The sequence below is a fragment of the Methylocystis sp. sgz306128 genome (assembly GCF_056032725.1).
Genome location: NZ_JBVYWO010000008.1, coordinates 49029 through 75977, shown reverse-complemented (window position 1 = coordinate 75977; position 26949 = coordinate 49029). Strand labels below are relative to the sequence as shown.

At 60.6% G+C, this 26949-nt stretch carries 25 protein-coding genes; 18 read left to right on the top strand and 7 right to left on the bottom strand.

From position 1 onward, the window contains the following. Position 1: 1 nt before the first annotated feature. Complete coding sequence (locus tag AC0N03_RS12885; RefSeq protein WP_474289211.1) at positions 2-2158, bottom strand: type I secretion system permease/ATPase; 2157 nt, start codon at positions 2156-2158, stop codon at positions 2-4. A 289-nt stretch (positions 2159-2447) separates the two neighbouring features. Between AC0N03_RS12885 and ggt the strand changes: the two genes are divergently transcribed. After that, positions 2448-4190 carry a gamma-glutamyltransferase gene (ggt, locus tag AC0N03_RS12880; RefSeq protein WP_474289210.1) on the top strand — a complete coding sequence of 581 codons (1743 nt, stop codon included), beginning with the start codon at positions 2448-2450 and terminating at the stop codon, positions 4188-4190. Between the two features lie 11 nt (positions 4191-4201). Here the strand turns inward: ggt and AC0N03_RS12875 are convergent, their stop codons facing one another. Further along, complete coding sequence (locus AC0N03_RS12875) at positions 4202-4867, bottom strand: glutathione S-transferase family protein (protein WP_474289209.1); 666 nt, start codon at positions 4865-4867, stop codon at positions 4202-4204. 210 nt (positions 4868-5077) lie between these two features. Between AC0N03_RS12875 and AC0N03_RS12870 the strand changes: the two genes are divergently transcribed. Beyond that, positions 5078-6478 carry a DHA2 family efflux MFS transporter permease subunit gene (locus AC0N03_RS12870; RefSeq protein WP_474289208.1) on the top strand — a complete coding sequence of 467 codons (1401 nt, stop codon included), beginning with the start codon at positions 5078-5080 and terminating at the stop codon, positions 6476-6478. Here the strand turns inward: AC0N03_RS12870 and AC0N03_RS12865 are convergent, their stop codons facing one another. Then, on the bottom strand, positions 6479-7591 hold the full coding sequence (locus AC0N03_RS12865; protein ID WP_474289207.1) for an NADH:flavin oxidoreductase/NADH oxidase: 1113 nt from the start codon (positions 7589-7591) through the stop codon (positions 6479-6481). A 216-nt stretch (positions 7592-7807) separates the two neighbouring features. Here AC0N03_RS12865 and AC0N03_RS12860 point away from each other — a divergent pair, with 216 nt between their 5' ends. The 3 genes from AC0N03_RS12860 (at position 7808) to AC0N03_RS12850 (ending at position 9434) form a co-directional block, all read left to right on the top strand. Next, a complete protein-coding gene (locus AC0N03_RS12860; protein ID WP_474289206.1) occupies positions 7808-8233 on the top strand; it encodes a PilZ domain-containing protein in 426 nt (141 codons plus the stop codon). A 73-nt stretch (positions 8234-8306) separates the two neighbouring features. Next, a complete protein-coding gene (locus tag AC0N03_RS12855) occupies positions 8307-9107 on the top strand; it encodes a CDP-diacylglycerol diphosphatase (RefSeq protein ID WP_474289205.1) in 801 nt (266 codons plus the stop codon). Between the two features lie 66 nt (positions 9108-9173). Then, a complete protein-coding gene (locus AC0N03_RS12850) occupies positions 9174-9434 on the top strand; it encodes an SHOCT domain-containing protein (RefSeq protein ID WP_474289204.1) in 261 nt (86 codons plus the stop codon). 88 nt (positions 9435-9522) lie between these two features. Here the strand turns inward: AC0N03_RS12850 and AC0N03_RS12845 are convergent, their stop codons facing one another. Then, positions 9523-9768: a hypothetical protein gene (locus AC0N03_RS12845; RefSeq protein WP_474289203.1), complete on the bottom strand. Its 246-nt coding sequence runs from the start codon at positions 9766-9768 to the stop codon at positions 9523-9525. A gap of 194 nt (positions 9769-9962) precedes the next feature. Here AC0N03_RS12845 and AC0N03_RS12840 point away from each other — a divergent pair, with 194 nt between their 5' ends. Together AC0N03_RS12840 and AC0N03_RS12835 are read left to right on the top strand one after the other, a co-directional pair. Further along, the gene (locus AC0N03_RS12840; RefSeq protein ID WP_474289202.1) at positions 9963-10910 is read left to right on the top strand and encodes a LysR family transcriptional regulator; all 948 of its coding nucleotides are present in this window, start codon (positions 9963-9965) and stop codon (positions 10908-10910) included. Positions 10911-11017: 107 nt separating this feature from the next. After that, positions 11018-11431, top strand: a complete 414-nt coding sequence (locus AC0N03_RS12835; protein WP_474289201.1) for a DUF3830 family protein — start codon at positions 11018-11020, stop codon at positions 11429-11431. Here the strand turns inward: AC0N03_RS12835 and AC0N03_RS12830 are convergent. Further along, positions 11428-12078 (bottom strand): DsbA family protein, encoded by a 651-nt coding sequence (locus tag AC0N03_RS12830; protein WP_474289200.1) that lies wholly within the window; start codon positions 12076-12078, stop codon positions 11428-11430. The genes AC0N03_RS12835 and AC0N03_RS12830 overlap by 4 nt on opposite strands. Before the next feature lie 199 nt (positions 12079-12277). On the opposite strand from AC0N03_RS12830, the gene AC0N03_RS12825 reads away from it, so the two are divergent. The 7 genes from AC0N03_RS12825 to AC0N03_RS12795 all read left to right on the top strand — a co-directional run bounded on the left by AC0N03_RS12825 (position 12278) and on the right by AC0N03_RS12795 (position 20032). Further along, complete coding sequence (locus AC0N03_RS12825; protein ID WP_474289199.1) at positions 12278-12652, top strand: DUF423 domain-containing protein; 375 nt, start codon at positions 12278-12280, stop codon at positions 12650-12652. 699 nt (positions 12653-13351) lie between these two features. Next, positions 13352-14353 carry a substrate-binding domain-containing protein gene (locus AC0N03_RS12820; RefSeq protein WP_474289198.1) on the top strand — a complete coding sequence of 334 codons (1002 nt, stop codon included), beginning with the start codon at positions 13352-13354 and terminating at the stop codon, positions 14351-14353. 82 nt (positions 14354-14435) lie between these two features. After that, positions 14436-15920: a sugar ABC transporter ATP-binding protein gene (locus AC0N03_RS12815; RefSeq protein ID WP_474289197.1), complete on the top strand. Its 1485-nt coding sequence runs from the start codon at positions 14436-14438 to the stop codon at positions 15918-15920. Beyond that, entirely contained in the window at positions 15913-16905 is a 993-nt protein-coding gene (locus tag AC0N03_RS12810; protein ID WP_474289196.1) for an ABC transporter permease, read from the top strand. Before AC0N03_RS12815 ends, AC0N03_RS12810 begins: the two co-directional genes overlap by 8 nt. Continuing rightward, entirely contained in the window at positions 16902-17909 is a 1008-nt protein-coding gene (locus AC0N03_RS12805; protein ID WP_474289195.1) for an ABC transporter permease, read from the top strand. The genes AC0N03_RS12810 and AC0N03_RS12805 overlap by 4 nt, the downstream gene beginning before the upstream one ends. A gap of 12 nt (positions 17910-17921) precedes the next feature. After that, positions 17922-19325 (top strand): FGGY-family carbohydrate kinase, encoded by a 1404-nt coding sequence (locus tag AC0N03_RS12800; RefSeq protein WP_474289194.1) that lies wholly within the window; start codon positions 17922-17924, stop codon positions 19323-19325. A gap of 23 nt (positions 19326-19348) precedes the next feature. Beyond that, on the top strand, positions 19349-20032 hold the full coding sequence (locus AC0N03_RS12795) for a class II aldolase/adducin family protein (protein ID WP_474289193.1): 684 nt from the start codon (positions 19349-19351) through the stop codon (positions 20030-20032). Positions 20033-20041: 9 nt separating this feature from the next. Here the strand turns inward: AC0N03_RS12795 and AC0N03_RS12790 are convergent, their stop codons facing one another. Further along, positions 20042-20836 carry an SDR family NAD(P)-dependent oxidoreductase gene (locus AC0N03_RS12790; RefSeq protein WP_474289192.1) on the bottom strand — a complete coding sequence of 265 codons (795 nt, stop codon included), beginning with the start codon at positions 20834-20836 and terminating at the stop codon, positions 20042-20044. A gap of 5 nt (positions 20837-20841) precedes the next feature. Next, positions 20842-21876 carry an aldo/keto reductase gene (locus tag AC0N03_RS12785; protein WP_474289191.1) on the bottom strand — a complete coding sequence of 345 codons (1035 nt, stop codon included), beginning with the start codon at positions 21874-21876 and terminating at the stop codon, positions 20842-20844. A 287-nt stretch (positions 21877-22163) separates the two neighbouring features. Here AC0N03_RS12785 and AC0N03_RS12780 point away from each other — a divergent pair, with 287 nt between their 5' ends. The 4 genes from AC0N03_RS12780 to AC0N03_RS12765 all read left to right on the top strand — a co-directional run bounded on the left by AC0N03_RS12780 (position 22164) and on the right by AC0N03_RS12765 (position 26947). After that, positions 22164-22973 (top strand): FadR/GntR family transcriptional regulator, encoded by an 810-nt coding sequence (locus tag AC0N03_RS12780; RefSeq protein WP_474289190.1) that lies wholly within the window; start codon positions 22164-22166, stop codon positions 22971-22973. 55 nt (positions 22974-23028) lie between these two features. Then, entirely contained in the window at positions 23029-24015 is a 987-nt protein-coding gene (locus AC0N03_RS12775) for a substrate-binding domain-containing protein (RefSeq protein ID WP_474289189.1), read from the top strand. Between the two features lie 81 nt (positions 24016-24096). Continuing rightward, complete coding sequence (locus tag AC0N03_RS12770) at positions 24097-25956, top strand: sugar ABC transporter ATP-binding protein (RefSeq protein WP_474289188.1); 1860 nt, start codon at positions 24097-24099, stop codon at positions 25954-25956. A gap of 16 nt (positions 25957-25972) precedes the next feature. Then, on the top strand, positions 25973-26947 hold the full coding sequence (locus AC0N03_RS12765; protein WP_474289187.1) for an ABC transporter permease: 975 nt from the start codon (positions 25973-25975) through the stop codon (positions 26945-26947). Positions 26948-26949: the final 2 nt, after the last annotated feature.

Genomic DNA, 26949 nt, shown 5'->3' with positions numbered 1-26949 from the left:
TCTATTGCTCCGACTGACGCACGAGTTCGCTGTAGATGCCGTTTTTGGCCAGCAGCTGGTTATGGTTGCCGCTTTCGGCAACGATGCCCTTGTCCATGACGAAAATCCGGCTGGCATCGCGCACCGTCGACAGGCGATGGGCGACGATGATCACCGTACGGCCCTGACTTATCAGCCGCATGTTGCTCTGGATGATTTTTTCGCTGCTGTAATCGAGCGCCGATGTGGCCTCGTCAAGGATCAGAATACGCGGGTTGCTGATGAGCGCCCGAGCGATGGCGATGCGCTGGCGCTGCCCGCCCGAGAGGTTGGAGCCGCGCTCCTCAAGTACGGTGTCATAGCCGTGGGGCATTTCCAGAATGAACTCGTGCGCGCCAGCCAGAGTGGCGGCATGAATGATGCGTTCCATTTCCAGCGCGGGGTTGGCGAGCGCGATATTGTCGCGCACCGACACATTGAAGAGCACATTCTCCTGCAGCACCACGCCGATCTGGCGCCGCAGCCAGGCCGGATCCATCAGCGCTATATCCATCCCGTCGATCAGGATCCGGCCGCTCTGCGGCACATACAGCCGTTGCAGCAATTTTGTCAGGGTCGATTTTCCGGAACCCGAGCGTCCGACAACCCCGATCACTTCGCCCGGCTGAATCTCGAGCGAGAGGTTGCGCAGCACCTCCTGCCCTCCGGGCTGGTAGCGGAAGGTTACCTGCTCAAGGGTGATGGCGCCCTGCAGCGCAGGCAGGTTCTGCCGGGCATTGGGGCGGATTTCCGTCGGCGTGTTGATGATGTCGCCCAGACGTTCCATTGAGAGGCGGAACTGTTGAAAGTCCTGCCAGATCTGCGCCAGCCGCAGCACGGGTCCGTTGATCTGCCCCGACAGCATGTTGAAGGCCACGAATTCGCCGATCGTCAGCTGATTTGCGATAACCGCCTGCGCGCCGAACCACAGTAGCGCCGCCGTGGTCAGCTTGCTTGTGAGCGTGACAAGCTGGCTGCCGGTTGCATTGAGTGTGACGACGCGCAGCGCGGAATTGGTATAGCTTGCCAGTTGTTCTTCCCAGCGCATCCGCACCTGCGGCTCCACCGCCATGGCCTTGAGCGTCTGAATCCCTGCGAGGCTCTCCACGAGCATCGACTGGTTTGCCGCGCCATGCTGGAATTTTTCCTGGACGCGCTCTTTGAGAACCGGCGTGATGAAAAGCGAAATAATGGCATAGATGGGCACCGAAATCAGCACGATCATCGTCAGCAGGGGGCTGTAGACGAACATGACGGCGATGAAGATCAGGCCGAAAACGACATCCATCACCGAAGTCAACGCAGAGCCCGTGAGAAACTGGCGGATGTTTTCAAGTTCGCGTACGCGGGCCACGGTCTGGCCGGTCTGGCGGCTTTCAAAATAGCCGATCGGCAATTCGATCAGATGGCGGAACAATTGCGAGCCCAGAATCGCATCCATGCGGCTCGTCGTGTGGCTGAAGGTGTAGGTTCGCAGCCAGTTCAGAGCCGCCTCGGCAAAATTCATGAGAACGAGGCCGATACAGATCACTTCCAGCGTGGTGATGCCGTTGTGAACAAGCACCTTGTCAATGACCACCTGTGTGAACAGCGGACCGACCAGCCCCAGAATCTGGATAAAGACCGAGATGAGCAGCACCTCGCCCAGGACGCCGCGAAAGCGTTTGATAACCGGGATGAACCAGCCGATGCCGAACAGGCGTGATGAGGCCAGCAGGGACTTGCGCCGCGTGGCCATGACCAGACGGCCCGTCCATTCGCGGGCAATTTCCTCAAAGCTCCACTCGCGCGGCTCGCCGCCGCCCACGCCGATGAAACAGCCATTCTGCGTTGTCCGTCCGATAACAAAAAAGCGGCCATCGTGAAACTCGCCGATCGCCGGTTTGGGCAGTGCTTCGAGCCGGTCGATGGAAGATTTGCGGATGGCGCTTTTGTAGCCGCTGCGGCGGGCGATGCGCACCAGATCCTCGGCTGAGGCGCGCGCTCCCGCCTTGACGAAATTGCGCTTTGCCGCCTCGGCGTCGAAGCTGTCCCCCGACAGCCCGAAGACAAGAGCTAGACAGCCGAGACCCGTATCCGGTTCGCTGACAGGCGCGGGCTTTTCGACAAGATTGAGATTTGAATTGGCAGAATTTAACATGTTTTCCGGCCCAGATTGTCAGCATGCAACACTATAATTGATATATGAATATTGCTATTAATGTATTTAATAATGATATTAGAGTAAAAATTTATACAACATATTGATTTTATTATAAATATAGCTCTAAATCATGTGCTTTTCACAATAAAATTGGTTTTATTGTATTATATATATTTATATTGAATTTTACGCTGATTTCGATTTGCCTAACCGGCGGAAATCGCGCGAAAAACAATTATGTTTTTTGACTTTTTGCCGCTAATTTTATGCGGCGGAGGGCAAAAAAATGAAAATTCGGCTGGTTCTGGCATGTCTGGGCGTCTGGCTTGTGCCTCTGGCGTCAGGCATGGCGCAGGGGCTTGCGCCTGCGCCCGAGGCCGCATCGGGGCGTGCCCATCATCAGATGGCCGAGGCACGCCGCGACATGATTGTCACGGCCAATCCGCTGGCCTCCGCTGCCGGTCAGGAAATGTTGCGCGCTGGCGGTTCGGCCGTCGATGCAGCGATTGCGGCGCAGGCGGTGCTTAATCTGGTGGAGCCGCAGAGCTCGGGCCTTGGCGGCGGCGCCTTTATGATCTTCTATGACGCGAGATCCCAGGCGATCCGCACGCTCGATGGCCGCGAGACCGCGCCCGCCGCTGCCAGAGCGGATCGCTTTCTCGAAGCGTCAGGCAAACCGTTGCCCTTTATGCAGGCCGTTGTCGGCGGCCGTTCTGTTGGCGTGCCCGGTACATTGCGCCTGCTGGAGCGTGCGCATGATGCATGGGGCCGCCTGCCCTGGGCGCGTCTGTTCGATCCGGCGATCAAGCTGGCCGAATCCGGTTTTGCCGTCTCGCCGCGCCTGCATAAGCTCTTGCAGGAAGACCCCGCCCTGCGGCTTGATCCGCGGGCGCGCGCCTATTTTTATGATCAGTATGGGCTGGCAAGGCCGGTCGGCTACATTCTGAGGAATCCGGCTCTTGCGGCAACGTTCCGTCTTATCGCGCAAAAGGGCGCCCCGGCCTTTTATGAGGGCGCCGTTGCCGCCGATATCGTCGGGACCATAGCGGCTCATCCGTCCAATCCCGGCGATATGACGCTGGCCGATCTTGCCGCTTACCATGTCATAGAGCGCGATCCCGTGTGCGGCGTCTATCATCTCTATCGCATCTGCAGCATGGGGCCGCCAAGTTCCGGCGCGATAGCTCTGGTTCAGATCCTGACAATGCTGGAGCCGCGCAACCTTTCGGCCTTGGGAGAAGGCCCGCAATCTGCTCATCTCATCACGGAGGCGGAGCGGCTCGCCTTTGCCGACAGGGCGCTCTATGTCGCCGATGCCGATTTTGTCGACGTGCCTGTGCCGGGGCTGATCGACAGCTTCTATCTCGGGCAGAGGGGGACACTCATCCGCCCCGATCGCTCCATGGGCGTGGCGCAGGCGGGCATTCCGCCGCAGAAGAAAACCTGGCTTTATGCGCCGTCCGACGGGCCAGAGCACGGCACCAGCCAGATTTCTGTCATCGATGCCGAAGGCAACGGGCTGGCCATGACCACAACCATCGAAAGCGCCTTTGGCGCAAGGCTGATGACGCAGAGCGGCTTCCTTCTCAACAATGAACTCACCGACTTTAATTTTGCTCCGCAGGAAGAAGGCAGGCCCGTGGCCAATGCCGTCGCCCCCGGCAAGCGTCCGCGCAGTTCCATGTCGCCGACGCTGGTTTTTGAACCGTCGGGCAGACTGCATGCGGCGTTGGGCTCCGCAGGAGGCGCAGATATCATCAATTTTGTCGCTAAAACCCTGATCGCCATGCTGGACTGGTATCAAAATCCGCAACAGGCGGTGGATATGGCCAATTTTGGCTCGCGCAACGGCCCGACAGAACTTGAATCCGGCACCGAGGCCGAAGCCTGGACCGAGGCGCTGAAGGCCAGGGGCCACGACGTGCGCCTCACCGACATGACATCGGGGACGCAGGCCATTCTGGTTACGCCGGCAGGCTTGCAGGGCGGCGCCGATTCGCGCCGCGAGGGTCAGGCCCTCGGCGATTGAGCGCGCCGCGGTCAGGCGGTCAGATGTTTGAACATGACGGCGCGTGCCGCATCATCCATCTCGGCCTTGAACGTGAAGCGATCCTTGAGGCCAAGCGCGCGTGCGGCAGCGGGGCGGGCGCTGATTTCGTCGACCAGTCGTTTCACGTTTGGGAATTCGGCAAAGCCGTCGTCGCCCAGAATGAACGGAATCATCCGCGCCCATCCCCACAGGCTCATGTCGAGGAAGGAATAGCTGGCGCCCCCCATGTAGGGCTGCCGGGCGAGGCGCTCTTCAATGACGCGGTAGTGCCGGCGCACCTCATATTGATAACGGGCATGGGCGTAAGGCACCTTTTCTGGCGCATAATGCTTGAAATGCACAGCCTGACCGGAATAGGGGCCTATGCCGGAGGCGATGAACATGGCCCAGGAAAGGGTTTCGGCGCGGTTGGCGGGCAGGAACCGGCCGGTCTTTTCCGCAAGATAGAGCAGGATGGCGTTGCTGTCGAAGACGATGGTGCCGTCGTCAACGATAACCGGCACCTTGCCGTTGGGGTTGAGAGCGAGAAATTCCGGCGTGAACTGGTCGCCCTTGCGCGTGTCGATGGCGACAGGCTCATAGGCCAGCCCGGCCTCTTCGAGGAAAAGGGCAATTTTGGTAGGATTGGGCGAACCATTGAAATAGAATTTAATCATTATCGTCTCCAAAAGCGGCACTGTGCGCGCGTCAGCGGCTTCTCTGCCGTCCGTGTGGCCTATCTAGGGCACTGACCTGAATTTTCTTTAAAGGGCGAAACCCTGCCATGATTTTATTGCAGAGGTCGGCCCTGATTTGATCGCAATTCTGCGTCATCAGGCCGTGCTGTGCTATTGTCGCAGAGGTTTCTTTGACAACGGATGGTTGAATTGGCCCAGATTGAGGGCAGGCCCGCGCGCCTGCTGCCGCTGATCATTGCGACCGGGCTTTTCATGGAAAATCTCGATGCGACGGTGCTGACCACCGCGCTGCCCACCATCGCGCGGGATTTTGGCACAAGTCCGGTCTATCTCAAGCTGGCGCTCACCAGCTATCTGCTTTCTCTTGCAATTTTCATCCCCACGTCCGGCTGGATGGCGGATCGCTTTGGCGCGCGAACCGTTTTCCGCGCCGCCATCATCGTCTTCGGCATGGGCTCCATCGCCTGCGGCCTGTCGCAGAGTCTCTCCGGGCTGGTGGCGGCGCGCATCGTGCAGGGTCTGGGCGGCGCGATGATGACGCCTGTCGGGCGGCTGGTCATTTTCAAGACAACGCCCAAACATGATCTGGTCAATACAATGATGTGGCTGACCCTGCCGGCGCTGCTGGGGCCGCTCAGCGGGCCGCCGCTCGGCGGCTTCATCACCACATATTTTCACTGGCGCTGGATTTTCTGGATCAACGTCCCGATCGCGGTGCTGGGCATCGTGCTGACAAGCCTTTACGTGCCCAACATGCGCGAAGACGTGCGGCGCCGTTTCGATCTGGTCGGTTTCCTGCTGTTATCGCCCGGTCTTGTGGCGCTGATGGCCGGCGCAACGCTCACCGGCCTGCATCTGGTCAGTTCCGGCTGGAGCCTTGCCTGCGCGCTGGCGGGCCTGACGCTGATATTCCTCTATGTGCGTCATGCCCGCGCCGTAGCTGATCCGATGCTTGAACTGCGCCTTTTAGACATTCCCGCGTTCCGCGCCTCGGTGCTGGGCGGCTTCCTGTTCCGCGTCGGCGTGGGCGCAACGCCGTTCCTGCTCGCCCTGCTTTTTCAGATCGGCTATGATTTCTCGCCGTTCCAATCCGGCCTGCTGACCCTCTCGACCGGTCTGGGCGCGCTGCTCATGAAATTGCTGGCTGGGCCGATCCTGCGTCGGGTGGGTTTCTGGCGTGTGCTCACGTTCAATGGTTTGTTTGCATCGGCGTTTCTGGCGGCGCCGGGCCTGTTTCATCTCAACATGCCGGTGGCGCTGATTATGGCTACGCTGCTTGTGGGCGGCTTCAGCCGCTCGCTGCAATTCACCAGCATCAACACGGCCGGCGTCTCCGATGTCCCCGAAGCTCTCATGGGCCGCGTCACCAGCATGACCTCGGTGATGCAGGAGCTTGCGTCCTCAACCGGTGTGTCGGTCGCGGCGCTGGCATTGCAAGGCTCGATGCAGTGGCGCGGGCAAGCCGCACTGACGGCAGCGGCATTTCCTCCGGTGTTTTTTCTTATCGGAGCGATAGCCGCCGCATCCAGTTTGATCTTCTGGCGTCTGCCCGCCAATACGGGCCACCAGTTGCTGCATGCCGCGGAATGATCAGCCGGCGCGGACGAGCTTTGCCCCCGGCCACAATTTCGCGCGGGCGCGCTCATATTGTCTGGCGCGCGGCAGATCGACGCCGAAATGCTCGGCCGCGTGCCAGCCCCAGCGCGGATTGTCGATAACGGCACGGGCCAGCGCAATCTGATCCGCATCGCCGCTCTGCAAAATCTCCTCTGCCTGCTGCGGCGTGGCGATCATGCCGACAGCACGGGTGACGATACCCGACCCGTGCCTGACGGCTCTGGCGAAGGGCACCTGATAGCCTGGCTCGATCCTTATGCGCGCCGCCGGATCAAGCCCGCCTGAACTCACGCAGGCGTAATCTATGCCGATGGCTTTGAGGTCGCGGGCCAATTTTACGGCATCATCCGGCACAAGTCCGCCATCCATCCAGTCGGAACCGGTGATGCGCGCGCCAACCGCAATGGAAGCGGGCACGGCCGCGCGCACAGCCCGCGCCACCGCCATGGCAAGGGCGGCGCGCTTCTCCGGCGTTCCGCCCCATTTGTCGGTGCGCGTGTTGGTGAGCGGCGAGAGAAACTGGTGGATGAGATAGCCGTGGGTCATGTGAATTTCGATGACGTCAAAGCCAGCGCGGACAGCGCGGCGGCCCGCATCGGCGAAGGCGGCGATCACCTGCTCAATGCCGGCCTCGTCCAGAGCCTGTGGCGTGTGCCAATGACCGGCGAAGGGCAGGGCGCTGGCCGAGACGGTTGTCCACGGGTCCTCGTGCGGGCCGCATGGGCCGCCGCCGTCCCACGGCACCTGCGCGGAAGCCTTGCGCCCGGCATGGGCCAGCTGCACGCCAAACAGGACGCCGGGCCCGGCGACGCGTCTGGCGCTTTCCAGCACCTGTTTCATCGCATGTTCGGTAAGGTCGTTGTACAGACCGGTGCAGCCATGTGTGATGCGCCCGCGCCGCTCGACGGCGGTTGCCTCCACCACCACCAGTCCCGCTCCGGACATGGCCAGATTCATCCAGTGCTGCAGGTGCCATTCGTTCACGACGCCGTCCGAGGCGCTGTATTGGCACATGGGCGCGATGGCGATCCGGTTGGGCGCGGTGACGGGGCCTATGTTCAGGGGCGAAAAAAGGAGGTTGGACAAATCTGTCTCCATGAAACGGGCTGCATTCAACCGGATTGATATAGGCATGCCGGGGGAAGATGGGAAGGGCCGATGACGCGGCATGGCGCAGCGCGGCGGCCGGTCACCTTCAATATTGAAGGGTATAAAATTACAATTATTAGTATTTTATAAATATATTTTCGTGCAATAGTTGTACAACAAACAACAGGCAGCATGTCACTCAGGATTTGAAAGATGCACAGCGATGCCCGGCGCGCGCCGCGCTCAAAATGCTATCTCAAGGCGCAGGTCTGTTTCGGGGACGGTGTGTTCCAGCATCCGGTTCTCGTCAAGGATATGTCCGAAGGCGGCGCCAGACTGGCCGTTGCGGACGATGTCGCTCTGCCAGATACGTTTGAACTGCGCCTGCCGAACCGGCTCAGGCCGATTCAGGCCATGCTGCGCTGGCGTCACATGGGACACGCCGGAGTTTCATTCCTGAGCGGGGCGACGTTCAGGGCTCTCGTGCCGGCTTCGGCATCCAAGGACGAGCAACTGCAGGCCATGATCGAGGAGAATGCGCGGCTGCGCCAGATCGTCGAGGAGATGAACCAGACCATCGCGCACCTCAACAAGCGCCTGTCGCGCATCGCCTATGAGGAAGCACAGCGAATGTGCTGAATCCGTGCCCCGAAACCCGGCGACAAATGCGCCGGCCTCGCCTATCATCCCCGCTCCAAACGCGGAGGAAAACATGCCGTCAGTAGTCCAGCTTGCATTGCGCCGTATCCGGACCATTCCGTCTTTGTTGATTGTCGCATTCATCATGGCCCTGACCGCAGGCTATTCGCCGCTTCTGGCCGATCGCCTCGCGCTGTGGACGATCGTCCATGATCAATGTCTGGCAAACTGGAGCGCCCGGCAGGACCCCGCACCCTGCGCCAGGCTTGATCTGGCGGCGGGTACCGGCAACGGGACGGCCATTCTCAAGGATCGCAGCGGCGTTGCGCAATATCTGGCCATTCCGACGCGCCGCGTTTCCGGCATAGAGAGTCCGGACGTGCTTGCCGCCGATGCGCCGGACTGGTTTGCAGATGCGTGGGATGCCCGCAATTTAATGGCCGAACGTCTTGGCCACGGCATCCCGGATGACGCCATCGCTCTGGCGATCAACTCAACCGAGGGGCGCAGTCAGGACCAGCTGCATATACATATCGATTGCCTGCGCGCTGACGTGAAGGCCCAGATGGCCGCGCTCGCGCCGCTTCTCTCCGGCACATTCGCGCAAAAGCCCGTGACCGTTCTCGGGCATGATTATGCAGCCATGCTTGTGCAGCGTCCCGATCTGCGCGGGCTCAATCCGTTCAGAATTGTTGCCGAGGGCCTGCCGGGCGCGCAGACAGACATGGCGCGCCGCGATATTGCCCTTGTTCATGTGACTCTGCCGTCCGGCAGCGCGGCATTTGTGCTTCTGGCAGGGCATGTCGATCTCCCGCGGCTGGATTTTGGCCATGCCGAGGAAATTCTGGATCATACCTGCGCCGGCGCGATGTAAGGCCGCGGCGGTCGTTTGATTCAGCGCAAGGCGGATATGGCGTAAATGCGCTAGAGAGCCGGTAACTTGGCCGTTCAGGCGGGGATTCTGGTCATGATGTGGAATGACGAATGGGGCGCAGGCTGGCATATGCCCTTCTTCGGGCTTGGGCCGTTGCTGGTGATCCTTCTGATCGGGCTGGGCATCTATTTTCTGGTGCGCCAGACGCGGGTGCGGCGCGATGAGATGGCCTCGCAGGAGGCGCGCGCCATTCTGGAGCGCCGCTACGCTTCCGGGGAAATATCCAAGGAGGAATTTCTGCAGATGAAGCGGGATCTTGGCTTCTAGGATGTTTTAACTTCGTCTGCCGCCCTCACCTTCGGCCCTCTTCCCGTCGCCGGGAAAGAGGACGGAGGTTTGAGCAGGCCAGATCGCTTCAGTTGGAGCTGTGATGGCCTGCAACGCTGCGCTGGTCGGGCGCAACCTTGAGAATCGAATCCGCATTGGTCGGATAGGTCACTGCATAGCCTGACGGCGCGGAGGTCACAGAGCCTGTCGACGTGAAATCGATCACCTGAGCGGCGGTGGTTGCGTTCGAATGGTCATCCTTGCCGGCGGCATAGGCGGAAGTTGCGGCGAGGCCGGCCAGCAGAACAGCGGCGGAAATGGTTGAGATCTTCATAGTTTTAACTCCTGTTCGATGTGGGGGCACCGGGAAGACGGTGCTTTTTTAACGGTGGCGCCAGCCCTGAACGGGATGTGTATGCGCCGCCGTCGATGGGAAGGTTTTATTCTTTCCTGAAAAATGATAAACAACCCTGTTTGCAAATTACATTTGCCAATCTAGCAACAATTAACTGCATTCAGGACCTTGAAATGGATCGTCTCTATTCCATGCGCGTCTTTGCCAAAGTGGTCGATACCGGCAATTTTGCCGCGGCCGCCAATGCGCTCGGCCTCGCCAATTCTGTTGTGACGCGCTATGTCGCCGATCTGGAGCGCCACCTTGGCGCGCGCCTGCTGCACCGCACGACGCGCCGTCTGAGCCTCACCGAAGCCGGCGCGCTCTATATTGACCGATGCCATCAGATTCTCGCCGAAATCGATGAGGCGGATCAGGCCGTCGGCCAGACCACGACAGCGCTGCGCGGCATGCTGCGCATCAACGCTCCCGTCTCGTTCGGTATGCGTTACCTCTCGCCGGTGGTCTCCGGTTTCATGAAGAAAAATCCCGAGGTGCTGATCGACATCACATTCGTCGATCGCGTTGTCGATCTGATTGAGGAAGGCGTCGATCTTGCCATCCGCATCGCACAGATTCCAAATTCATCGCTTATCGCCAGAAGGTTGGCGCCCTCGCGCATGGTGCTGTGCGCTTCGCCGGCCTATCTCGCAAAATATGGCACACCGCAAACGCCGGATGACCTGCTGCAGCATCGCTGCCTGCAATATGCCTATTGGTCGACGCGCGACGAGTGGCGCCTCACCAATGGCGACGGCCATGAGATCGGCCTTCGCATCAAGCCCATTCTCTATTCCAACAATGGCGAGACATTGCGCGGCGCGGCGGTCGATGACGGGGGCATAGCGCTTCTTCCGACCTTTCTGGCGGGCGACGACCTGCTACAGCGCCGTCTCGTGCCTGTGCTGCCGGGTTATGGCGCGCCGGAACTGGGCATTTACGCCGTATATAACAGCCGCCGCTACATATCTGCCAAATTGCGCGCCTTCATCGATCTTCTCGCCGCCACCTTCAGCGGAGAGCCGGAATGGGATGCATGGGCGCGGCAGGATAATTCCGGCGCGCAGGACCCCGGCCTGTGACCGGGTGCATGTTTGGCATTGCGTCCGGCGCGGTTTTTACTAATCTCGGCCGGGGGTGCAGGCGCGCATTGCCGCTGACGCCAGTTTTTCAATGACGGAGAGCAATTATGAACGATGTGCTGATCAAAGCGGGACAATTCACTTTCGGCGCGCGGCTTGAGTGGGATAATGCGCCGAAAACCTGCGCCGCCTTCATCCGGCAGATGCCCTTCGTCAGCAAGATCGTGCATGTGCGCTGGAGCGGCGAAGGCGTCTGGATACCGCTTGGCGATCTCGATTTCGGCGTATCCTATGAGAATGCCACCAGTTATCCGGCGCCAGGCCAGATCATTCTTTATCCCGGCGGCGTGAGCGAAACGGAAATCCTTCTCGCCTATGGCGCGGTGCAATTTGCCAGCAAGGCCGGGCAACTGGCGGGAAACCACTTCCTCACGCTGACCTCGGGGCTGGAAAATCTCTACACTCTGGGCCGGACGACGCTCTGGGAAGGCGCCCAGCCGATCACTTTCGAAAAGGTCTAGTTGGCCTGTCCGGTTTTGCCGGCGCGCACTTTCGCCACGACCTGCTGGAATGTATCGGCATCGACCGCGCCGGATAATTTATAGGGGCCGATGAGAAAGGCGGGCGTGCCCTCGAAGCCCATGGCCTGCGCTTCGAGATTGTTACGGGCGAGCAGGCTGCTGATGTCGGCGGCATGGGCAGAAAGGTCGGAGGAGAGACGCTTCATGTCCACGCCGCTGGCCTTGATCGTCTCCAGCATGACATCCTGCGTGCCGCGACGTCCGGTAATGCCCATCAGCGCGCCATGCACCTGCTCATACCGGCCCTGATAGCCGGCCGCTAGCGCCATCTGCGCGCCAAAGACCGATGCCTCGGTCAGAATGGGCCAATCCTTGTAAACGAGGCGGATATGCCCGTCCGATCTGACGAAATTGTCCAGCACCGGCGTGGTTTTCTTGCAGAAGGGGCAATTATAGTCGAGATAGGCCACTATGGTCACATCGCCCTGCGGATTGCCGCCGGTGGGGGCGGCCGGATCATGCAGAACCGCGTCCATGTCCACGTCGCCGCGGGCAAAAGCGGGCTGCCGCGTCAGGGCGGAGGCACATATTATCACCAAGGCAGATATGGCTATTGCGGGCAGGAAAAGGGCAGAGCGGCGGTTCATCATCAGGTTCCGGTCGGGGGTGGGGGCAAGGCCTGCGGCTGAATGTCCACTGCCAGCACATTATGGCGCAATTGCGCTTGAAAGCGCGCGCTGGTGATGAAATTTAGAGATATCGCCGGTCGGCGGCGCTGGCGCAGCACATGCGCAACATCTGACGCAGGCCATAGCAAGGCAGGAATGCCGGACAGGAGAAGAGCCAATGAGCGATGCAAGAGGGTGGCGCATTTTTGCCGGACTGAACGGCCTGCTGGGCGTGGCCATGGGGGCCGTCGGCGCCCATGTCGCCCGTGATATTGCTGCCGCCGCGCTGATCGAGCGCGCGGCGCAATATGCGCTGATCCATACGCTGGTGCTGCTGTATGTGTCCGGCGTGGGCGGCAATTTCGCGCGCGGCGCACGCTGGCTGTTTCTGGCCGGGATCGTATTGTTTTGCGGCTCGCTCTATCTGAAAGGCCTGACAGGCTGGGCGCATGCCACGCGCCTTGCGCCGCTGGGCGGCGTCAGTCTCATGCTGGGCTGGCTGGTCATAGCCCTGAGCGGCTTTGTCCGTCCAAGGACGCGCGGGCGCGGCTGAGCTGGTGCAAAAATCATGGACCCCGGCGCATTCAAGCGGCAGCGGGGTCCGGATTTGATATCACGAAATAAGTGTATTTGGCTGAATTAGCGATATGCCGCCGGTCTGCGCTTGGCCTTCACGCTTGTGGCTGCAAGGTTCGATTGTCTTTTGAGAAGCGCCGTTCCGCCTTGGCATATGGGGAGGCTTTGGCGCTGCGACCTTCTTATCGGAAGGTCAATCCAACTGGTCCGGTGGCGTCATGGCTACCTCGCTCATTCTGCCGGGCATTTCGGGGCCGGCGACCGGTCGCTGAACTTCCAGATCAAGCCAGCAACATGGGCATCATCGGCAAGCTTCGATGGTCTGTCAAATCACAGATTGTAAAGGCCGCTTGCACAAAATGATCGGAGGATCAACTGGCGACATTCGGCGTCGCGGCGATGCCGCTTTGCGCTGAACAGCGGAAATTGGTGCAAATCCCTCCAATTTTTGCAAAGATTCGCATTTTTAAACCTGAAAAAAACAGTTGCTATCAAAAATTGCATAAAATAGGCTTTGTTTGCGAACGATACATTCGCTGGACGCGGGGGTTGTGTAAGGAAAAGGTTAGCGCTGACATAAATATTCCGCGTCTCTTGAGATCGTCTCCGACGGGCTGGCAATTCCAGGATCAGCCGGGAAATCAATAAACTCAAAGTTTAGAAGCGAGGAAACAAAATGAACAGACGCGAAACACTCAAGCTGATGGGCGCAACCGCACTTGTGGGCGCCACTGCAATGCCGGGTACGCTTTTTGCCGCCGCAGAGCCCGAAATGGTGGTTGTGGTCAAGATCGCAGGTATTCCCTGGTTCAATGCTCTGGAAGTGGGCGTGAAAAAGGCCGGCAAGGAATTTGCGATCAATGCGTCCATGGTTGGCCCGTCCACCGTTGACCCGGCGCAGCAGGTCAAGCTGATCGAGGATCTCATCGCCAAAAAGGTGCAGGTGATCGGCCTTGTGCCACTGGATGTGAAGGTGACCGAGCCGGTGCTCAAGCGCGCCCATGATGCCGGCATCAAGATCATCACCCACGAAGGCCCTGAGCAGGAAGGCCGCGACTGGAACATCGAACTGATTGATTCCAAGCAGTTCGGCGAGGTGCAGATGCAGCGTCTGGCCAAGGAGATGGGCGAGGAAGGCGAATATGTCGTCTATGTCGGCACCCTGACCACGCCGCTGCATAACCAATGGGCCGATGCCGCCATTGCCTATCAGAAGGAACATTATCCCAAGATGAAGCTGGCCGCCGACCGTTTCCCCGGCGCCGATGTCACGGATGACGCCTACAAGACCACGCTCGACGTGCTCAAGGCCTATCCGAACCTCAAGGGCATTCTCGGCTTCGGCTCGCAGGGGCCGATCGGCGCGGGCAATGCCGTGCGCGAGAAACATCTTGGCAAGAAAATCGCCATTGTCGGCACCGTGCTGCCATCGCAGGCCAAGTCGCTTATCATGGACGGCACGATCCGCGAAGGCTTCCTCTGGAACCCGACCGACGCGGGCTTTGCCATGGTCTCGGTCGCGCGTCTCATGCTCGACGGCAAGGAAATCAAGGACGGAATTGAAATTCCCGGCCTTGGCAAGGCTGCAGTGGATGTCGCCAACAAGCACATCAAGGTCGACAAGATCATGAAGATCAACAAGGAAACCGTCGACGGCCTGATCGCCGGCGGTCTGTGATCTTCTGAGCTTTACGAGCCCGGGCCGGTCTGGCCCGGGCAATGTTCTCCTGTCGATCCCTTTTGCTGCAAGGCGATAAATTTTGGCACCTTTTCTTGAACTGACCCGCATCTCGAAGCGGTTCGGCGGCGTGACTGCGCTTGCCGATGTCGATCTGACGCTGGAGGCCGGCGAAGTGCATTGCATCGTCGGCGAGAACGGTTCGGGCAAATCGACACTTATCAAAATCATTTCCGGCGTACAGCCGCCGGAGCCGGGCGGCCGCATCGTCATTGAAGGCTATGCCCATTCCCATCTCAACCCCGTGGAGAGCACGCGCCACGGCATTCAGGTCATCTATCAGGACCTTTCACTCTTTCCCAATCTCAGCGTTGCCGAAAATATTGCGATCGGCCAGCATCTTGGCGGATTTCATGGCGTGAACTGGCCCCATATCCGCGAGGTTGCCGCCAAAGCCATGGCGCGTATCGGCGTCGAGATTGATCCTGACGCCAAGGTCGCCGATCTGTCTATCGCCAACCGCCAGCTTGTCGCCATCTGCCGCGCCATGGCTGCCGATGCCCGGCTTGTCATTATGGATGAACCCACCGCATCGCTCACGCGTCATGAGGTGGATGCGCTTCTCGATCTGGTGCGTGAACTCAAGCGCAAGAACATCTGCATCGTTTTTGTCAGCCACCGCCTCGACGAGGTGATGGAAGTCGCCGAACGCGTCACCGTGCTGCGGGACGGGCGCAAGGTGGGCACATTCGATGCCGCCGAAATGAACCACCACAAGCTGGCCATGCTCATGACGGGCAAGGAATTCAACTATGCCCTGTCCGAGGTCGATCTTTCGACCCGGCCGGTTCTGCTTTCCGTGCGCGATCTTTCCCGCGACGGGCATTATGCCGATGTCAGCTTCGATATCCGGGAGGGCGAGATACTCGGCATCACCGGCCTGCTTGGCTCGGGCCGCACCGAACTGGCGCTCTCGCTGTTTGGCATGAACGCGCCCGACGGGGGTGAGATCCGTCTTTCCGGCAAGCCGCTGGCGCTCAGGAGCAACCGCGAGGCCATCGACAACGGCATCGCCTATGTGTCGGAGGACCGTCTGACTCTGGGCCTCGTGCTGGAGCAGTCCATTTCGAAAAACATGATCCTGACCATTCTGGGCCAGCTGGCCGGTCGTTTCGGGCTGATCGATCCCGACGTGCGGCAGCAGGCGGTCAACCGCTGGGTGCGCGACCTGACGATCAAGGTGTCGGATACGGAAAACCCGGTTAAAACCTTGTCGGGCGGCAACCAGCAGCGCGTCGTTCTGGCCAAATGGATGGCAACCTCGCCCCGGCTGCTGATTCTCGACAGCCCGACTGTCGGCGTCGACATCAGCGCCAAGGACGGCATTTACGACATTGTGAAGGCGCTGGCCGCAAGGGGCGTCGCCGTCATCATGATTTCGGATGAAATCCCGGAGGTGCTCTATCACAGTCATCGCATCCTCATCATGCGCAATGGCCGGATCACCAGAGAATTTGACGCTCACCGCAGCTCGGAAGATGAATTGAAAGTCGCAGTCAATGCATGAAGCCTTTGCCAGATTCCGGCGCAGTCATGAATTCTGGCTGGCTGCCGTCATTCTTTTTCTCGTTGTGTGTCTTTCGGTGGCGACGGACAGTTTCCTGACCCTGCAGAATCTGTTCGATCTGCTCACCTCCTATTCCTTCCTGGGCATTCTGGCCGCCGGTCTGCTGGTGGTGCTGATCTCGGGCGGCATCGACATTTCCTTCACCGCCACTGCGTCCATCGCGCAATATGTCACCATGCTGCTTGCCAATCATTACGGCATGGGCTGGTTCAGCGTCTTTGCGCTTGCCATGTTCGTGGGCATTTTGTGCGGCCTCGTTAATGCGGTGCTGATCGACCGGCTCAATATTGCCAGCATTATCGTGTCCATTGCGACGCTCAACATCTTTTACGGCGCGCTCGTGTTCGTCACCGGCGGTCGCTACATCTATTCGCTGCCGGACTGGTTCTCAAAGGGCATCTACTGGTTCGAATATGTCGATGCCAACCAGATATCCTATGGCATCAACCTGCAGATCCTGGCGCTGATCGTCATGTTTGCGGTGACCTGGCTAATCCTGAACCGCACCAATATCGGCCGGCAGATCTACGCGCTGGGCGGCAACAGGGAGGCCGCGCAGCGCCTTGGCTTCAATGTCTTCCGGCTCAACCTGCTGGTTTATGGCTACCTCGGCCTTACGGCAGGCGTGGCTTCGCTGATTCAGGCGCAGCTCGCGCAGTCTGTCGCGCCCACCGTGCTGGTGGGCAAGGAGCTTGACGTGCTGGCCGCCGTGGTGCTGGGCGGCGCCAGCCTGAGCGGCGGCGTCGGCACGGTTCTGGGAACCGTTCTGGGGCTGACCCTGCTGGCCGTGATGCAGAACGGCCTCGTGCTGGTCGGCGTCTCGTCCTATTGGTCGCAGTTTTTCGTCGGTCTGGTCATTCTGATCTCGGTCAGCGCCACGGCCCTTTCGGCGCGCCGCAAGCGCAAGTGGAGCACGCTCGCATGACACAGGTGAACAACCCCATGCTGGGGCGCATTTTCGGCAATGTCGCCTCCGACGCCATCAACCAGCGGCTGACCATTCTGCTTGTCTCGCTGCTGCTGGTCTTCGGCCTGTTCATCGGCGGCAATTTCTTTTCCGAATCGACGCTGCAGTCCATGGCCTTCCAATTGCCTGAACTGGGCATTCTGTCGCTGGCCATGATGATCACGCTGATTTCCGGCGGACTGAACCTCGCCATCATTGCCACGGCCAATCTGTGCGCGCTGACCATGGCCTATATCATGGTTCACTTCGTGCCGGGCAGCACGGGTTTCGCATGGGTGGCCTGGCAGGTGGTGGCTGTTGCCGCCGGGCTGGGGGTCGCCGCAGTGATCGGCCTCATCAACGGCTTTGTGATTGCCTATATCGGCGTCTCGCCCATTCTGGCGACGCTCGGCACCATGACGCTGGTCAAGGGAATCGCCATTGGGCTGACGCGGGGCAATGTCATCTCCGGCCTGCCCAGTTCCATCGTCTTTCTTGGCAACGGCACCGTTTTCGGCATTCCCACGGCGATGCTGATCTTTGCCGCCGTCGCCATACCCATGGCGGTGATGCTGGGGCGCACCCCGCTTGGCAATGCGGTATATATGATCGGCTCCAATGAGGCCGCTACACGCTATTCCGGCATCGATACAAAGCGCGTCATCTTGAAGGTCTATCTGCTTTCCAGCCTGCTCGCCGCCGTTGCGGCACTGGTGATGATGGCGCGTTTCAATTCCGCCAATGCCTCCTATGCCGAAAGCTATCTGCTTGTCACCATTCTCGCGGCGGTGCTCGGTGGGGTCAATCCGGACGGCGGCTTTGGCAAGATCACCGGTCTCGTGCTGTCGCTGGTGATTTTGCAGGTCATTTCATCGGCTTTCAACCTGCTCAATTTCAGCCAGTTCCTGACATTGGCCATATGGGGCGGCATCCTCATCGCTGTGACGGCCGTGCCGAATATCCGCCACCGGCTGCGGCTCTAGGAGGCCGGACCGATGCGGGAAACGGCGCCATGCGTTGCGGTTCTTGATGTCGGCAAGACCAATATCAAGGTTGTCGTGGCCGGGGCCGACGGCACACCCGCCGAAATTCTGTCTTTCGCCAATGCGCCGCTGACCGATGGCCCCTATCTGGCCATTGACCTTGCACATATCTGCGATATCGCCGTGGACGCGCTGCACCAGCTTGGCCGGCGGCATAATATCCGCGCGCTCGTTGCCACGGCGCATGGCTGCGGCGGCGTGCTGACCGACGGAAGCGGGCCGGTTCTGCCAGCCATGGATTATGAGGCTGAGCCGCCGGACTGGCTCGCTGCGGACTATGCCGACTGCGGGCCGGGCTATGACGAGGTTTTCTGCTCGGTGAGCAGGGGCGTGCTGCGCCCCGCCCAGCAGATGCTCTGGCAGAGCCGTGCCTTTGCGCAGGATTTTGCCCGTGCCCGGCATTTTCTCACCCTGCCGCAATATTTCGCCTTCTGGCTTGGCGGGCGTCCCGCCACCGAAATCTCGTCGATCGCGGCGCAATGCCACCTGTGGAATCCGCTGCATTCGGATTTTGCCCGCATCATCGACCAGCAGGGCTGGCGGCATTTGTTTCCGGCTTTCGCGCGGGCGGGCGAGGTGATCGGGACGCTGCGCCCCGAGCTTGCCAGCCGCATGGGGCTGGATGCCGGTGTTGAAATTCTCGCCGGCGCGCATGATTCCAATGCCAATCTCTATCGCTACAAGGCTGCGGGAATGTCCGCGCACACCGTATTGTCCACCGGCACATGGATGATCGGCTTCAATCGCGGACGAAAACTGGCGGATTTCAGCGAGGCGAGGGCCATGGTGGCCAATGTCGACGTCGACGGCGAGCCTGTCGCCTCGACGCTGACCATGACCGGCCGAGAATATGCCATTCTGGCGGGCAGGCCGGTGATCAGCGACGAACGCGCGCTGGCGCTCGTGCCAGAGCTTCTGGCCGGCGGAATGCTGCCCGTGCCGTCCTTTGTCGAGGATGACGGCGCATTTCCGGCGAGCGGCGGCCGCGGGCGCATTCTCGGCGCTCCGCCGCCCACACCCGAGGCACATGGTGCGCTGGCCGCTGTTTACGCCGCGTTCACCGCAGACCTGTGCCTTGATGTGCTGGGCAGTTCCACGCCGATCGTGATCGACGGCGGCTTTGCCACCAATGTGGCGTTTGCCCGGCTGCTGGCTGGCCTGCGTCCGGCCCAGCCTCTGTCGGTCAGCCGCTCCAAGGACGGAACGGCGCTTGGCGCCGCTCTGCTCTGGCAGCGATTTGCCCGCACCGTGCCGGTCGGCGATCTGGCGCTGGATCAGGTTGCGCCGTTCGAGTTTGCTGGCCTGCGCGAGGCCGCTCAGCGCTGGCGCGAGCTTGGAGACAGGCTTTCGGCCTGAATTTGATCAGAAGGGAAATGCACGTGCACCATATCGAATTGCGTCAGGGGATTATCGCCACCTGTCTTGAAATGAACCGCTCCGGCCTCAATCAGGGTACGTCGGGCAATGTCTCGCATCGCATCGAAGGCGGAATGCTGATCACGCCGACCAGTCTTCCCTATGATCAGATGACGCCCGCCGATATTGTCGAGATGAATTTCGACGGGTCGTTCAGCGGCCAGCGCCGTCCGTCGTCCGAGTGGCGCTTCCACCGCGATATTCTGCAGAACCGGCCAGACGTGAATGTCGTGCTGCATACGCATTCGGTCTATACGACGACACTGGCGGTTCACGAGCGCGGAATTCCGGCGTTTCACTACATGGTCGCCGTGGCCGGCGGTTTCGACATCCGCTGTTCGCCCTATGCCTGCTTTGGCACGCAGGAACTCTCCGATCACGCATTGGCGGCGCTCAAAGACCGCTATGCCTGCATTCTCGGCCATCACGGCCTGATCGTGCTCGGCAATACATTTGAAAAGGCGCTGTGGCTGGCGGTGGAAGTGGAAACGCTGGCCAAGATGTATGTTCACGCGCTGGCTATCGGCGAGCCGCCGCGTCTCGGCGAAGCGGAGATGACGCAGGTGATGGAGCAGATCCGTCGCATGAGCTACGGACAGGCGCCCGATCTCGACAATGTCAGGGATACGCCCCGGCTCAAGGCCTGAGCCCGCGGCCTATTGCGCCAGAAAGCCGCCGTCGATCGCTAATGTGTGCCCCGTCACCATTCCGGCGGCGGGGCTGGCAAGATAGATGACGCCGCCCACCACATCCTCGACATCGGCGATGCGCCCCAGCGGCGTCATGGCTTTCATGCGCGCCAGCAGGGCAGGGTCGTCGGTGAGCGGTTTGATGAAATCTGTCTTCACCCATGTTGGCGCAATGGCATTGACGCGCACATTATGCGGCGCCCATTCCACGGCCAGAGCGCGGGTCAGGTTGATCAGCGCGCCCTTCGTGGTCTGATAGGAAATATTGGGATAAAGCCCGCCGCCCGACAGGCCCATGATCGAGGCGGTGTTGATGATCGAGCCGCTCTTTCGCGCGATCATGTGCCGCGCAGCGGCCCGCGCACAGAGAAAGACACCGGTCAGATTGACCTTGAGAACAGCGTCCCAGTCTGCAAGCGCCAGTTCGGTGGAGGGGCGCCGGATCGCAAGGCCCGCATTGTTGATCAGGCAATCGAGGCGCCCGTCGCTGGCGGCAATGGCGTTCATCGCCGCCTCTACCTCGGCCTCGAGCGTGACATCGACCGCCATCGCTGCGACCCGCAGCCCCTCGGCCTGCATGTCCGCCGCGGCCGCGTGGGCAGCGGCCTTGTCCCGGTCGAGAATATGCACCCGCGCCCCCGCGCGCGCCATGCCAAGCGCGATAGCGCGTCCGATGCCCTTGCCGCCGCCGGTGACGGCGACGCTCTGGCCTTCGAGCGAAAAAGCGCGGGCGGGATCGAAGCCGGGAGCCGGGCCGCTCATCGGGTTCAGCCGCCGGGTGTCGGCGCAGCCTGATCGAGCAGGCCGGCGGTCTTGAGGTCGGCCCACAATCCGGCGGGCACGCGCGCATCCGCATCGGCTGCATTGGCGGCGGCTTCATCCGGCGTCACGGCACCCAGCACCACCGAAACGACGGCGGGATGCGCGGCGGCAAACTGCAGCGCGGCGCGGCGGATGCTGGTGTTATGCGCGGCGCAGATGGCCTCGATCCTGCGCACGCGATCCATGATTTCCGGCGAGGCCGGTGCATAGTCGAAACGCGCGCCGGGCTTGGCGCCAATGGCCAGAATGCCCGAATTGAATACGCCCGCCAGCATGACGCCCATTTTCTTCTGCATGGCGAGCGGCAGGAATTCCTGCAGGCCGGTCTGCACCAGCAGCGAATAGCGGCCCGCCATCATGGCAACGTCGAAATCGCCCGCCTTGGCGAATTTGACACAGGTATCGGCTTCGTTGATGCCAAAGCCAATGGCACCGACAACCTTCTCGCTGCGCAATTTGTCGAGCGCGCGGTAAGCGCCGTCCATGGCTTCCCTGAATTTGGCCTCCGCCTCGGTGCCGTGAGTCCAGACATCGCAGTCATGGATCAGCAGAATGTCGAAACGGCTCTGGCCCGTGCGCAGCAGCGATTGCTCGACCGAGCGCATCGTGCCGTCATAGGTATAGTCGAATACCGGCGCATGCGGAAAGCCGCCGGCAAATCCGGGGGAATAGACATCCTTGTTTTTGGGCGGCGGGCTGCGGAACGGATCCATGACGCGGCCGATTTTTGTCGAGACGACGATTTCATTGCGCGGAATGTGCCGCAGGCCCGCGCCAAGGCGCGATTCCGAAAGGCCGTTGCCGTAATGCGGCGATGTGTCGAATGTGCGGATGCCGCTCTTATAGGCCTGCTCGACGGTGGAAATGCAGGTTTTCTCATCGAGAATTTCATAAAAATCGCCAATCGGCCCCATGCCCTGGCCAATGACGGAGAAATTGAGCTCCGTGCCATTGCGGGTCTTGAATTTGCGCATTTCCATCGGCGGTTCCCCTTGTATTCTTGTTGCTCACAGTGACGAAATCGTCAGTTGCCGAAATGTGCTGTTCCCCTTTTGCCTTGTCAATTGAAATATCTGACAGCGCTGTCATTTCGATGAGATTTAATTTTTTACCGGGTTTTGTGCAAATCCAGACCGGCCGCGGCGCTATTGTCGGCATTTCGGAGCTGTTTGAGGGAATATTTGCGCACCGGCCCCGGCCTTGGCTTGACTCCCCACGCAAGCTGGATCACCATCCGGAGGTCTGTTGGACAGACCAGCAGACCAGAATGAGATTGCGACTGATGTTGTCATCCGGTTCCGACTCCGTGCTCAAGCTTGTGCCCGAGTTGAATGACGCGATTGTGCGCAGGAGCGCACGGGACATTGTCGCCGATAAAATCGTTGCACTGATCGCGGTTGGCATCCTGCAAATGGGAGATGTGCTGCCCGGCGAACGGGATCTGGCCGCGGCATTGCACGTGAGCCGGGCCACCGTGCGCGGTGCGTTGCATACATTGGCGGCGCGGGGCATCATCGAGGTGTCGCATGGGGTGCGCACGCGGGTGCGCAAGACCGATGTCGAGCCGGACGAAGGCCGCCAGCGCGACCCCGCGCTGCTCAACCGCTATGATCTCGATGCCGTCCATGCGGCGCGTCTGCTGGTGGAGCGTACGGTGGTGGCCGAGGCGGCGCGGCGCATTGATGATGCGGCGATCCATATGCTGGACGACCTGCTGAACGCGCAGATGCAATCCATCCATGATCCGGTGGGCTTTCTCATCAGCGACCGCGAGTTCCATGTGACGATTTACAAAGCCTGCGGCAATGACGTGCTCGCCGATTTTGTAACCGAGCTTTACGCCTACATGCTGGAGCGCCGCCGCAAGGCCGTGGCGCGCCCCGGCGCCATAGAAAACAGTATCAGCGATCACCGCGCCATCGTCGCCGCCTTGCGCAGCCGCGACCCGCAGGCCGTGGTCGCCGCCTTCGAAGCGCATCTCGACCGCATTTATACCACCACGCAACTGGTGATGAACGCCGATCCGGCCCAGTCCGATCCTTCAACCGACGGGAGGAGCGGGAAAGAGCGGAGCTGAGCGGATCAACACAAGAGTCTGGCTGCATAACAAGGCCATTCAACAGGAGGAAACGATGAAAAGAAGAAGCTTTATCCATATGACTGCGGGCGTGGCGTTGGCAACCGCCTTGGGCACATTCAGCATGATCCCGGCCCATGCCGCCGGCAAGACCATCGTCTATCTGACGCCCGGTCTGGATCTGCCGTTCTGGCGCTATCTCTCCAAAGGCGTCGAGGCGGCGGTCAAGGCCAAGGGCTATGAGTATCAGGCGCTCGACTCGCATAACAACCCGCAGACGCAATTGCAGAACGCACAGGATTCGATCGCCAAGGGCGTTGCGGGCATCGTGATCTCGCCGACCGACTCCTCCACCGCGCCGAGCGTGCTGGAGCTGGCCAAGAAGGCCGGCATCCCGGCCGTGATCGCCGATATCGGCACCAACAGCGGCGATTATGCCTCTTTCATCATTTCCAACAATTATGAAGGCGCAAAGGGCGTCGGCGAGGCGCTTGCCGCCGCCATGAAGAAAAAGGGATGGGAGAAGGGCTCCGTCGGCCTCATCACCATCTCGCAGGCCCGCAAGAACGGTCAGGCCCGCACCAAGGGTTTCCGCGACGGCCTCATCGCGGGCGGCGTCAAGACCAAGGAAGCCGGACTGCAGCAGATGCAGACCTATACGGCGGATGAAACCTTCAAGTTCACGCAGGATATGCTGACAGCAAATCCCGATATGCGTGCGATCTTCATCCAGACCGACCAGCCGGCGCTTGGCGCGCTGCGCGCCATCAAGGCCGCCCGCCGCGACGGACAGGTGCTTGTTGCCGCCTTTGACGGCATTCCGGAATTTGTCGATCTGCTGAAATCCGGCCAGATCGTCGCCTCCGGCATGCAGCAGCCTTACCTGATGGGCGAAAAATCCGGCGAGGCCATGGTCGACACGCTGGCCGGCAAAAAAGTGGAGAAGGAAATTTCCGTGCCGATTCTGGCTGTGACCAGCGAGAATATCGACAAGGAACTTCCGGTCGTCCGCAAGACCGTCTTCGCCAACGAAGTCAAGTAATCCGGCTTATCTGCTGCCCTGCCCCCGGTTGATCCGGGGGCGGGGTTTTCTTCCCTGACTCTCTGAATTGCGAGCTGAATCGTGCTGAAGGCCACCGGAATTTTCAAAACCTTCGATCGTACGCAGGCTCTGGCTGGAGCCGACTTTGAATTGTCCGGCGGGGAAATCCATGGCCTGCTCGGCGCGAACGGCGCGGGCAAGTCCACCTTGTCGAAAATCATCAGCGGGCACATACGGCCCGATGCCGGCGAGATCGTCTTCAATGGCGCCGCGATCCAGCTTGGCTCGACGCGAGAGGCGCTGGAGCTTGGCATCGCCATCGTCATGCAGGAAACCAGTCTGGTGCCCGATCTTTCGGTGGTGGAAAACATTTTCCTGCCCGAATTGCGGCGGCCCGGACGCCTCTCCTATTCTGGCCTGCGCCAGCGCGGCCTTGAGATTCTCCGCACATTGGGGCAGGAGGACAGCCTTGCCCTTGATGTCGAGGTGCGGCGTCTGTCTTCGGCCCAGCGCCAGCTTGTTGAAATTGCCAAGGCGCTGAGCATCGGCGCGCGTCTCATCATCTTCGACGAACCCACCGCCTCGCTCAGCCCCGGCGAGGTGGAACGCCTCTTCGAGGTGATGACGCGCCTGCGCGAGGGCGGAACGGGGCTTGTCTTCGTGTCGCACCGGCTGGAAGAAGTCTTTGAGATCACCGACCGCGTGACGATCCTGCGCGAAGGCCGCACCGTGCTGGCCTCGCATCCCACCATGGCGCTCACGCAGGCCGAACTCATCCGCCACATGGTGGGGCAGGAGCTTGGCGCCATCTATTCGCGCAAGGATACGCAACCGCGCCCCACTGCCCGGGTTGCGCTGGAAGTGAGCGGCCTCAGGGCTCTGCCTGCGGTGCGCGATGTGTCCTTCAAGGTGCATGAGGGGGAAATCGTCGGGCTGGGCGGCCTTGTCGGCGCGGGCCGCTCCGAAACGGCGGAATCGATTTTCGGACTGCGCCCGCGCAATGCCGGCGAGATCCGCATCGATGGCCGGATCATCAATCCGAGAAAGCCGGTCGAGGCCATCCGCGCCGGAATCGGGTTTCTCGCCGAGGATCGCCGCGCGCAGAATATCGTGCCCGATCTTTCGGTGAAGGAAAATCTGCTGCTGGCGCATCTTGGCGCGCATCGCGGATTCGGGCTGGGCTATCGCAGCCGCGAGCGGCAGATCGCCGCCATTCTGCAAAGCCTCGGCCTGCCGGCGGATCGTCTTCTTGATGCCAATATGCTGAATTTCTCCGGCGGCATGCAGCAGAAGATCATCATCGGCCGTTGGCTGCTGCTGGAACCCAGGGTGCTCATCCTCGACGAACCGACCAAGGGCGTCGATATCGGTACCCGCTCGTCCATCTACGGCATTTTGCGCGATATTGCCGCCAAGGGTGTCGCCATTGTGCTGATTTCGTCCGATTTCGAGGAATTGCTTGGCCTCTCCGACCGCATTGTCGTCATCAGCGACGGCATGAGCATCGCGGATGTGTCCGCCGACGTGCTCGACGAGGAAAAACTGACCCTGCTGGCTGCGCCGCGCACCTCCATGACCCGCAATACGGCCATGCTCAAGGCTCTTACCGATGAATTTGGCGGAGCGGGCTTCTGGGCGCTCATCGACGACGAGCAACTCATCTGCCTCAATATGGTGACGGCCAGCGGCGAGGCCGACCCCGGTTTTGCCGCGGGCGAGGTCAGGGCGCCGGGCGAGACGCGCATTGCCGCCGCGCTCGGTCAGCGCCGCTCGGATTTTGTCAGCGATCCGCAATCGGCCTGTTCGACGATGCTGATTCCGCTCAGGAGCAGCCGCGGGCATGATTTCGGCTGGATCGGCCTGACATTGCCCGGCCCCGCCGAGGTCCATTCATCACAAGAGATCCGCAGCCGCATCGAAGCTCTCGCGGCCACGCTTTGACTGACAGGAACACGCCATGACCCATTTGCCCGTTTCAACGCCGAGCAATGCCTTCATCAGGGGGGTGACGCGCCGCCTCGAATTCCGCATGAGCCTGCTTGCGCTCGGGCTGGCGGTTATTCTGTCGTTTCTGTCGCCCTATTTTTTCACGCAGAACAATCTTTTCAATATTCTCGATCAATCGGTGGTGGTGGGCATTGTCGCTGTGGGCATGACTTTCGTCATTCTTACCGGCGGCATTGATCTTTCAGTCGGGTCTGTCGGCGGGCTTTCGGGCATCGTTCTGGGGCTCGCCGTGCAGCATTACAGCCTGCCGGTGGCCATCGTTCTGTCTCTGGTCTGCGGCGCAGGCATGGGGCTCGCCTCGGGCATTCTCATCACCTATTTCGGTCTTGCCGCCTTCGTGGTGACGCTGGGCATGATGGCTATCGGCCGCAGCCTTGCCTATATTTTTTCGGGCCAGACCGCCATTTCCAATATTCCGCAGGATATGTCGGCCATTGTCTATACCAATATCCTCGGCATTCCCTCCAATGTGGTCTTTCTTGGCCTGCTCTATATCGCAGCCTGGGCCTACCTCACCTATACCAAGGGCGGGCGCACCATCTATGCCATCGGCTCGAACAAGGAAGCTGCGCGCGCCGCCGGCCTCAATGTGTTTTTCTATTCGGTTCTGCCCTATGTCGTGTCCGGCGCGTTGTCCGCCGTCGCCATCACCTTTTCGATCGCGCAGATCCTGTCCGCCGATCCGCTGGCCGGCAATGCGATGGAACTCGACGCCATCGCCGCTGTGGTCATTGGCGGCACCAGCCTGTTCGGCGGCCGCGGCTCCATTATCGGCACTCTGATCGGCGTGCTCATCATGGTGATGATCCGCAACGGCCTCAATCTGCTTGGCGTCTCGCCGTTCTGGCAAGGCTCGGCCATCGGCTCGATCATCATCATCGCGCTGCTGATCGAGAGCATCATCAGCCGCCGCGTTTCCCGTTAATT

What these genes read in the sequence shown, in the direction of transcription:
- AC0N03_RS12805 (WP_474289195.1), top strand. Translation starts at nt 16,902, where the DNA reads ATGACACAGGTGAACAACCCCATGCTGGGGCGCATTTTCGGCAATGTC.
- AC0N03_RS12785 (WP_474289191.1), bottom strand. Translation starts at nt 21,876, where the DNA reads ATGGAAATGCGCAAATTCAAGACCCGCAATGGCACGGAGCTCAATTTC.
- AC0N03_RS12835 (WP_474289201.1), top strand. Translation starts at nt 11,018, where the DNA reads ATGAACGATGTGCTGATCAAAGCGGGACAATTCACTTTCGGCGCGCGG.
- AC0N03_RS12780 (WP_474289190.1), top strand. Translation starts at nt 22,164, where the DNA reads ATGAGATTGCGACTGATGTTGTCATCCGGTTCCGACTCCGTGCTCAAG.
- AC0N03_RS12810 (WP_474289196.1), top strand. Translation starts at nt 15,913, where the DNA reads ATGCATGAAGCCTTTGCCAGATTCCGGCGCAGTCATGAATTCTGGCTG.
- AC0N03_RS12820 (WP_474289198.1), top strand. Translation starts at nt 13,352, where the DNA reads ATGAACAGACGCGAAACACTCAAGCTGATGGGCGCAACCGCACTTGTG.
- AC0N03_RS12790 (WP_474289192.1), bottom strand. Translation starts at nt 20,836, where the DNA reads ATGAGCGGCCCGGCTCCCGGCTTCGATCCCGCCCGCGCTTTTTCGCTC.
- AC0N03_RS12840 (WP_474289202.1), top strand. Translation starts at nt 9,963, where the DNA reads ATGGATCGTCTCTATTCCATGCGCGTCTTTGCCAAAGTGGTCGATACC.
- AC0N03_RS12830 (WP_474289200.1), bottom strand. Translation starts at nt 12,078, where the DNA reads ATGAACCGCCGCTCTGCCCTTTTCCTGCCCGCAATAGCCATATCTGCC.
- AC0N03_RS12875 (WP_474289209.1), bottom strand. Translation starts at nt 4,867, where the DNA reads ATGATTAAATTCTATTTCAATGGTTCGCCCAATCCTACCAAAATTGCC.
- AC0N03_RS12765 (WP_474289187.1), top strand. Translation starts at nt 25,973, where the DNA reads ATGACCCATTTGCCCGTTTCAACGCCGAGCAATGCCTTCATCAGGGGG.
- AC0N03_RS12825 (WP_474289199.1), top strand. Translation starts at nt 12,278, where the DNA reads ATGAGCGATGCAAGAGGGTGGCGCATTTTTGCCGGACTGAACGGCCTG.
- AC0N03_RS12860 (WP_474289206.1), top strand. Translation starts at nt 7,808, where the DNA reads ATGCACAGCGATGCCCGGCGCGCGCCGCGCTCAAAATGCTATCTCAAG.
- AC0N03_RS12775 (WP_474289189.1), top strand. Translation starts at nt 23,029, where the DNA reads ATGAAAAGAAGAAGCTTTATCCATATGACTGCGGGCGTGGCGTTGGCA.
- AC0N03_RS12845 (WP_474289203.1), bottom strand. Translation starts at nt 9,768, where the DNA reads ATGAAGATCTCAACCATTTCCGCCGCTGTTCTGCTGGCCGGCCTCGCC.
- AC0N03_RS12800 (WP_474289194.1), top strand. Translation starts at nt 17,922, where the DNA reads ATGCGGGAAACGGCGCCATGCGTTGCGGTTCTTGATGTCGGCAAGACC.
- ggt (WP_474289210.1), top strand. Translation starts at nt 2,448, where the DNA reads ATGAAAATTCGGCTGGTTCTGGCATGTCTGGGCGTCTGGCTTGTGCCT.
- AC0N03_RS12885 (WP_474289211.1), bottom strand. Translation starts at nt 2,158, where the DNA reads ATGTTAAATTCTGCCAATTCAAATCTCAATCTTGTCGAAAAGCCCGCG.
- AC0N03_RS12855 (WP_474289205.1), top strand. Translation starts at nt 8,307, where the DNA reads ATGCCGTCAGTAGTCCAGCTTGCATTGCGCCGTATCCGGACCATTCCG.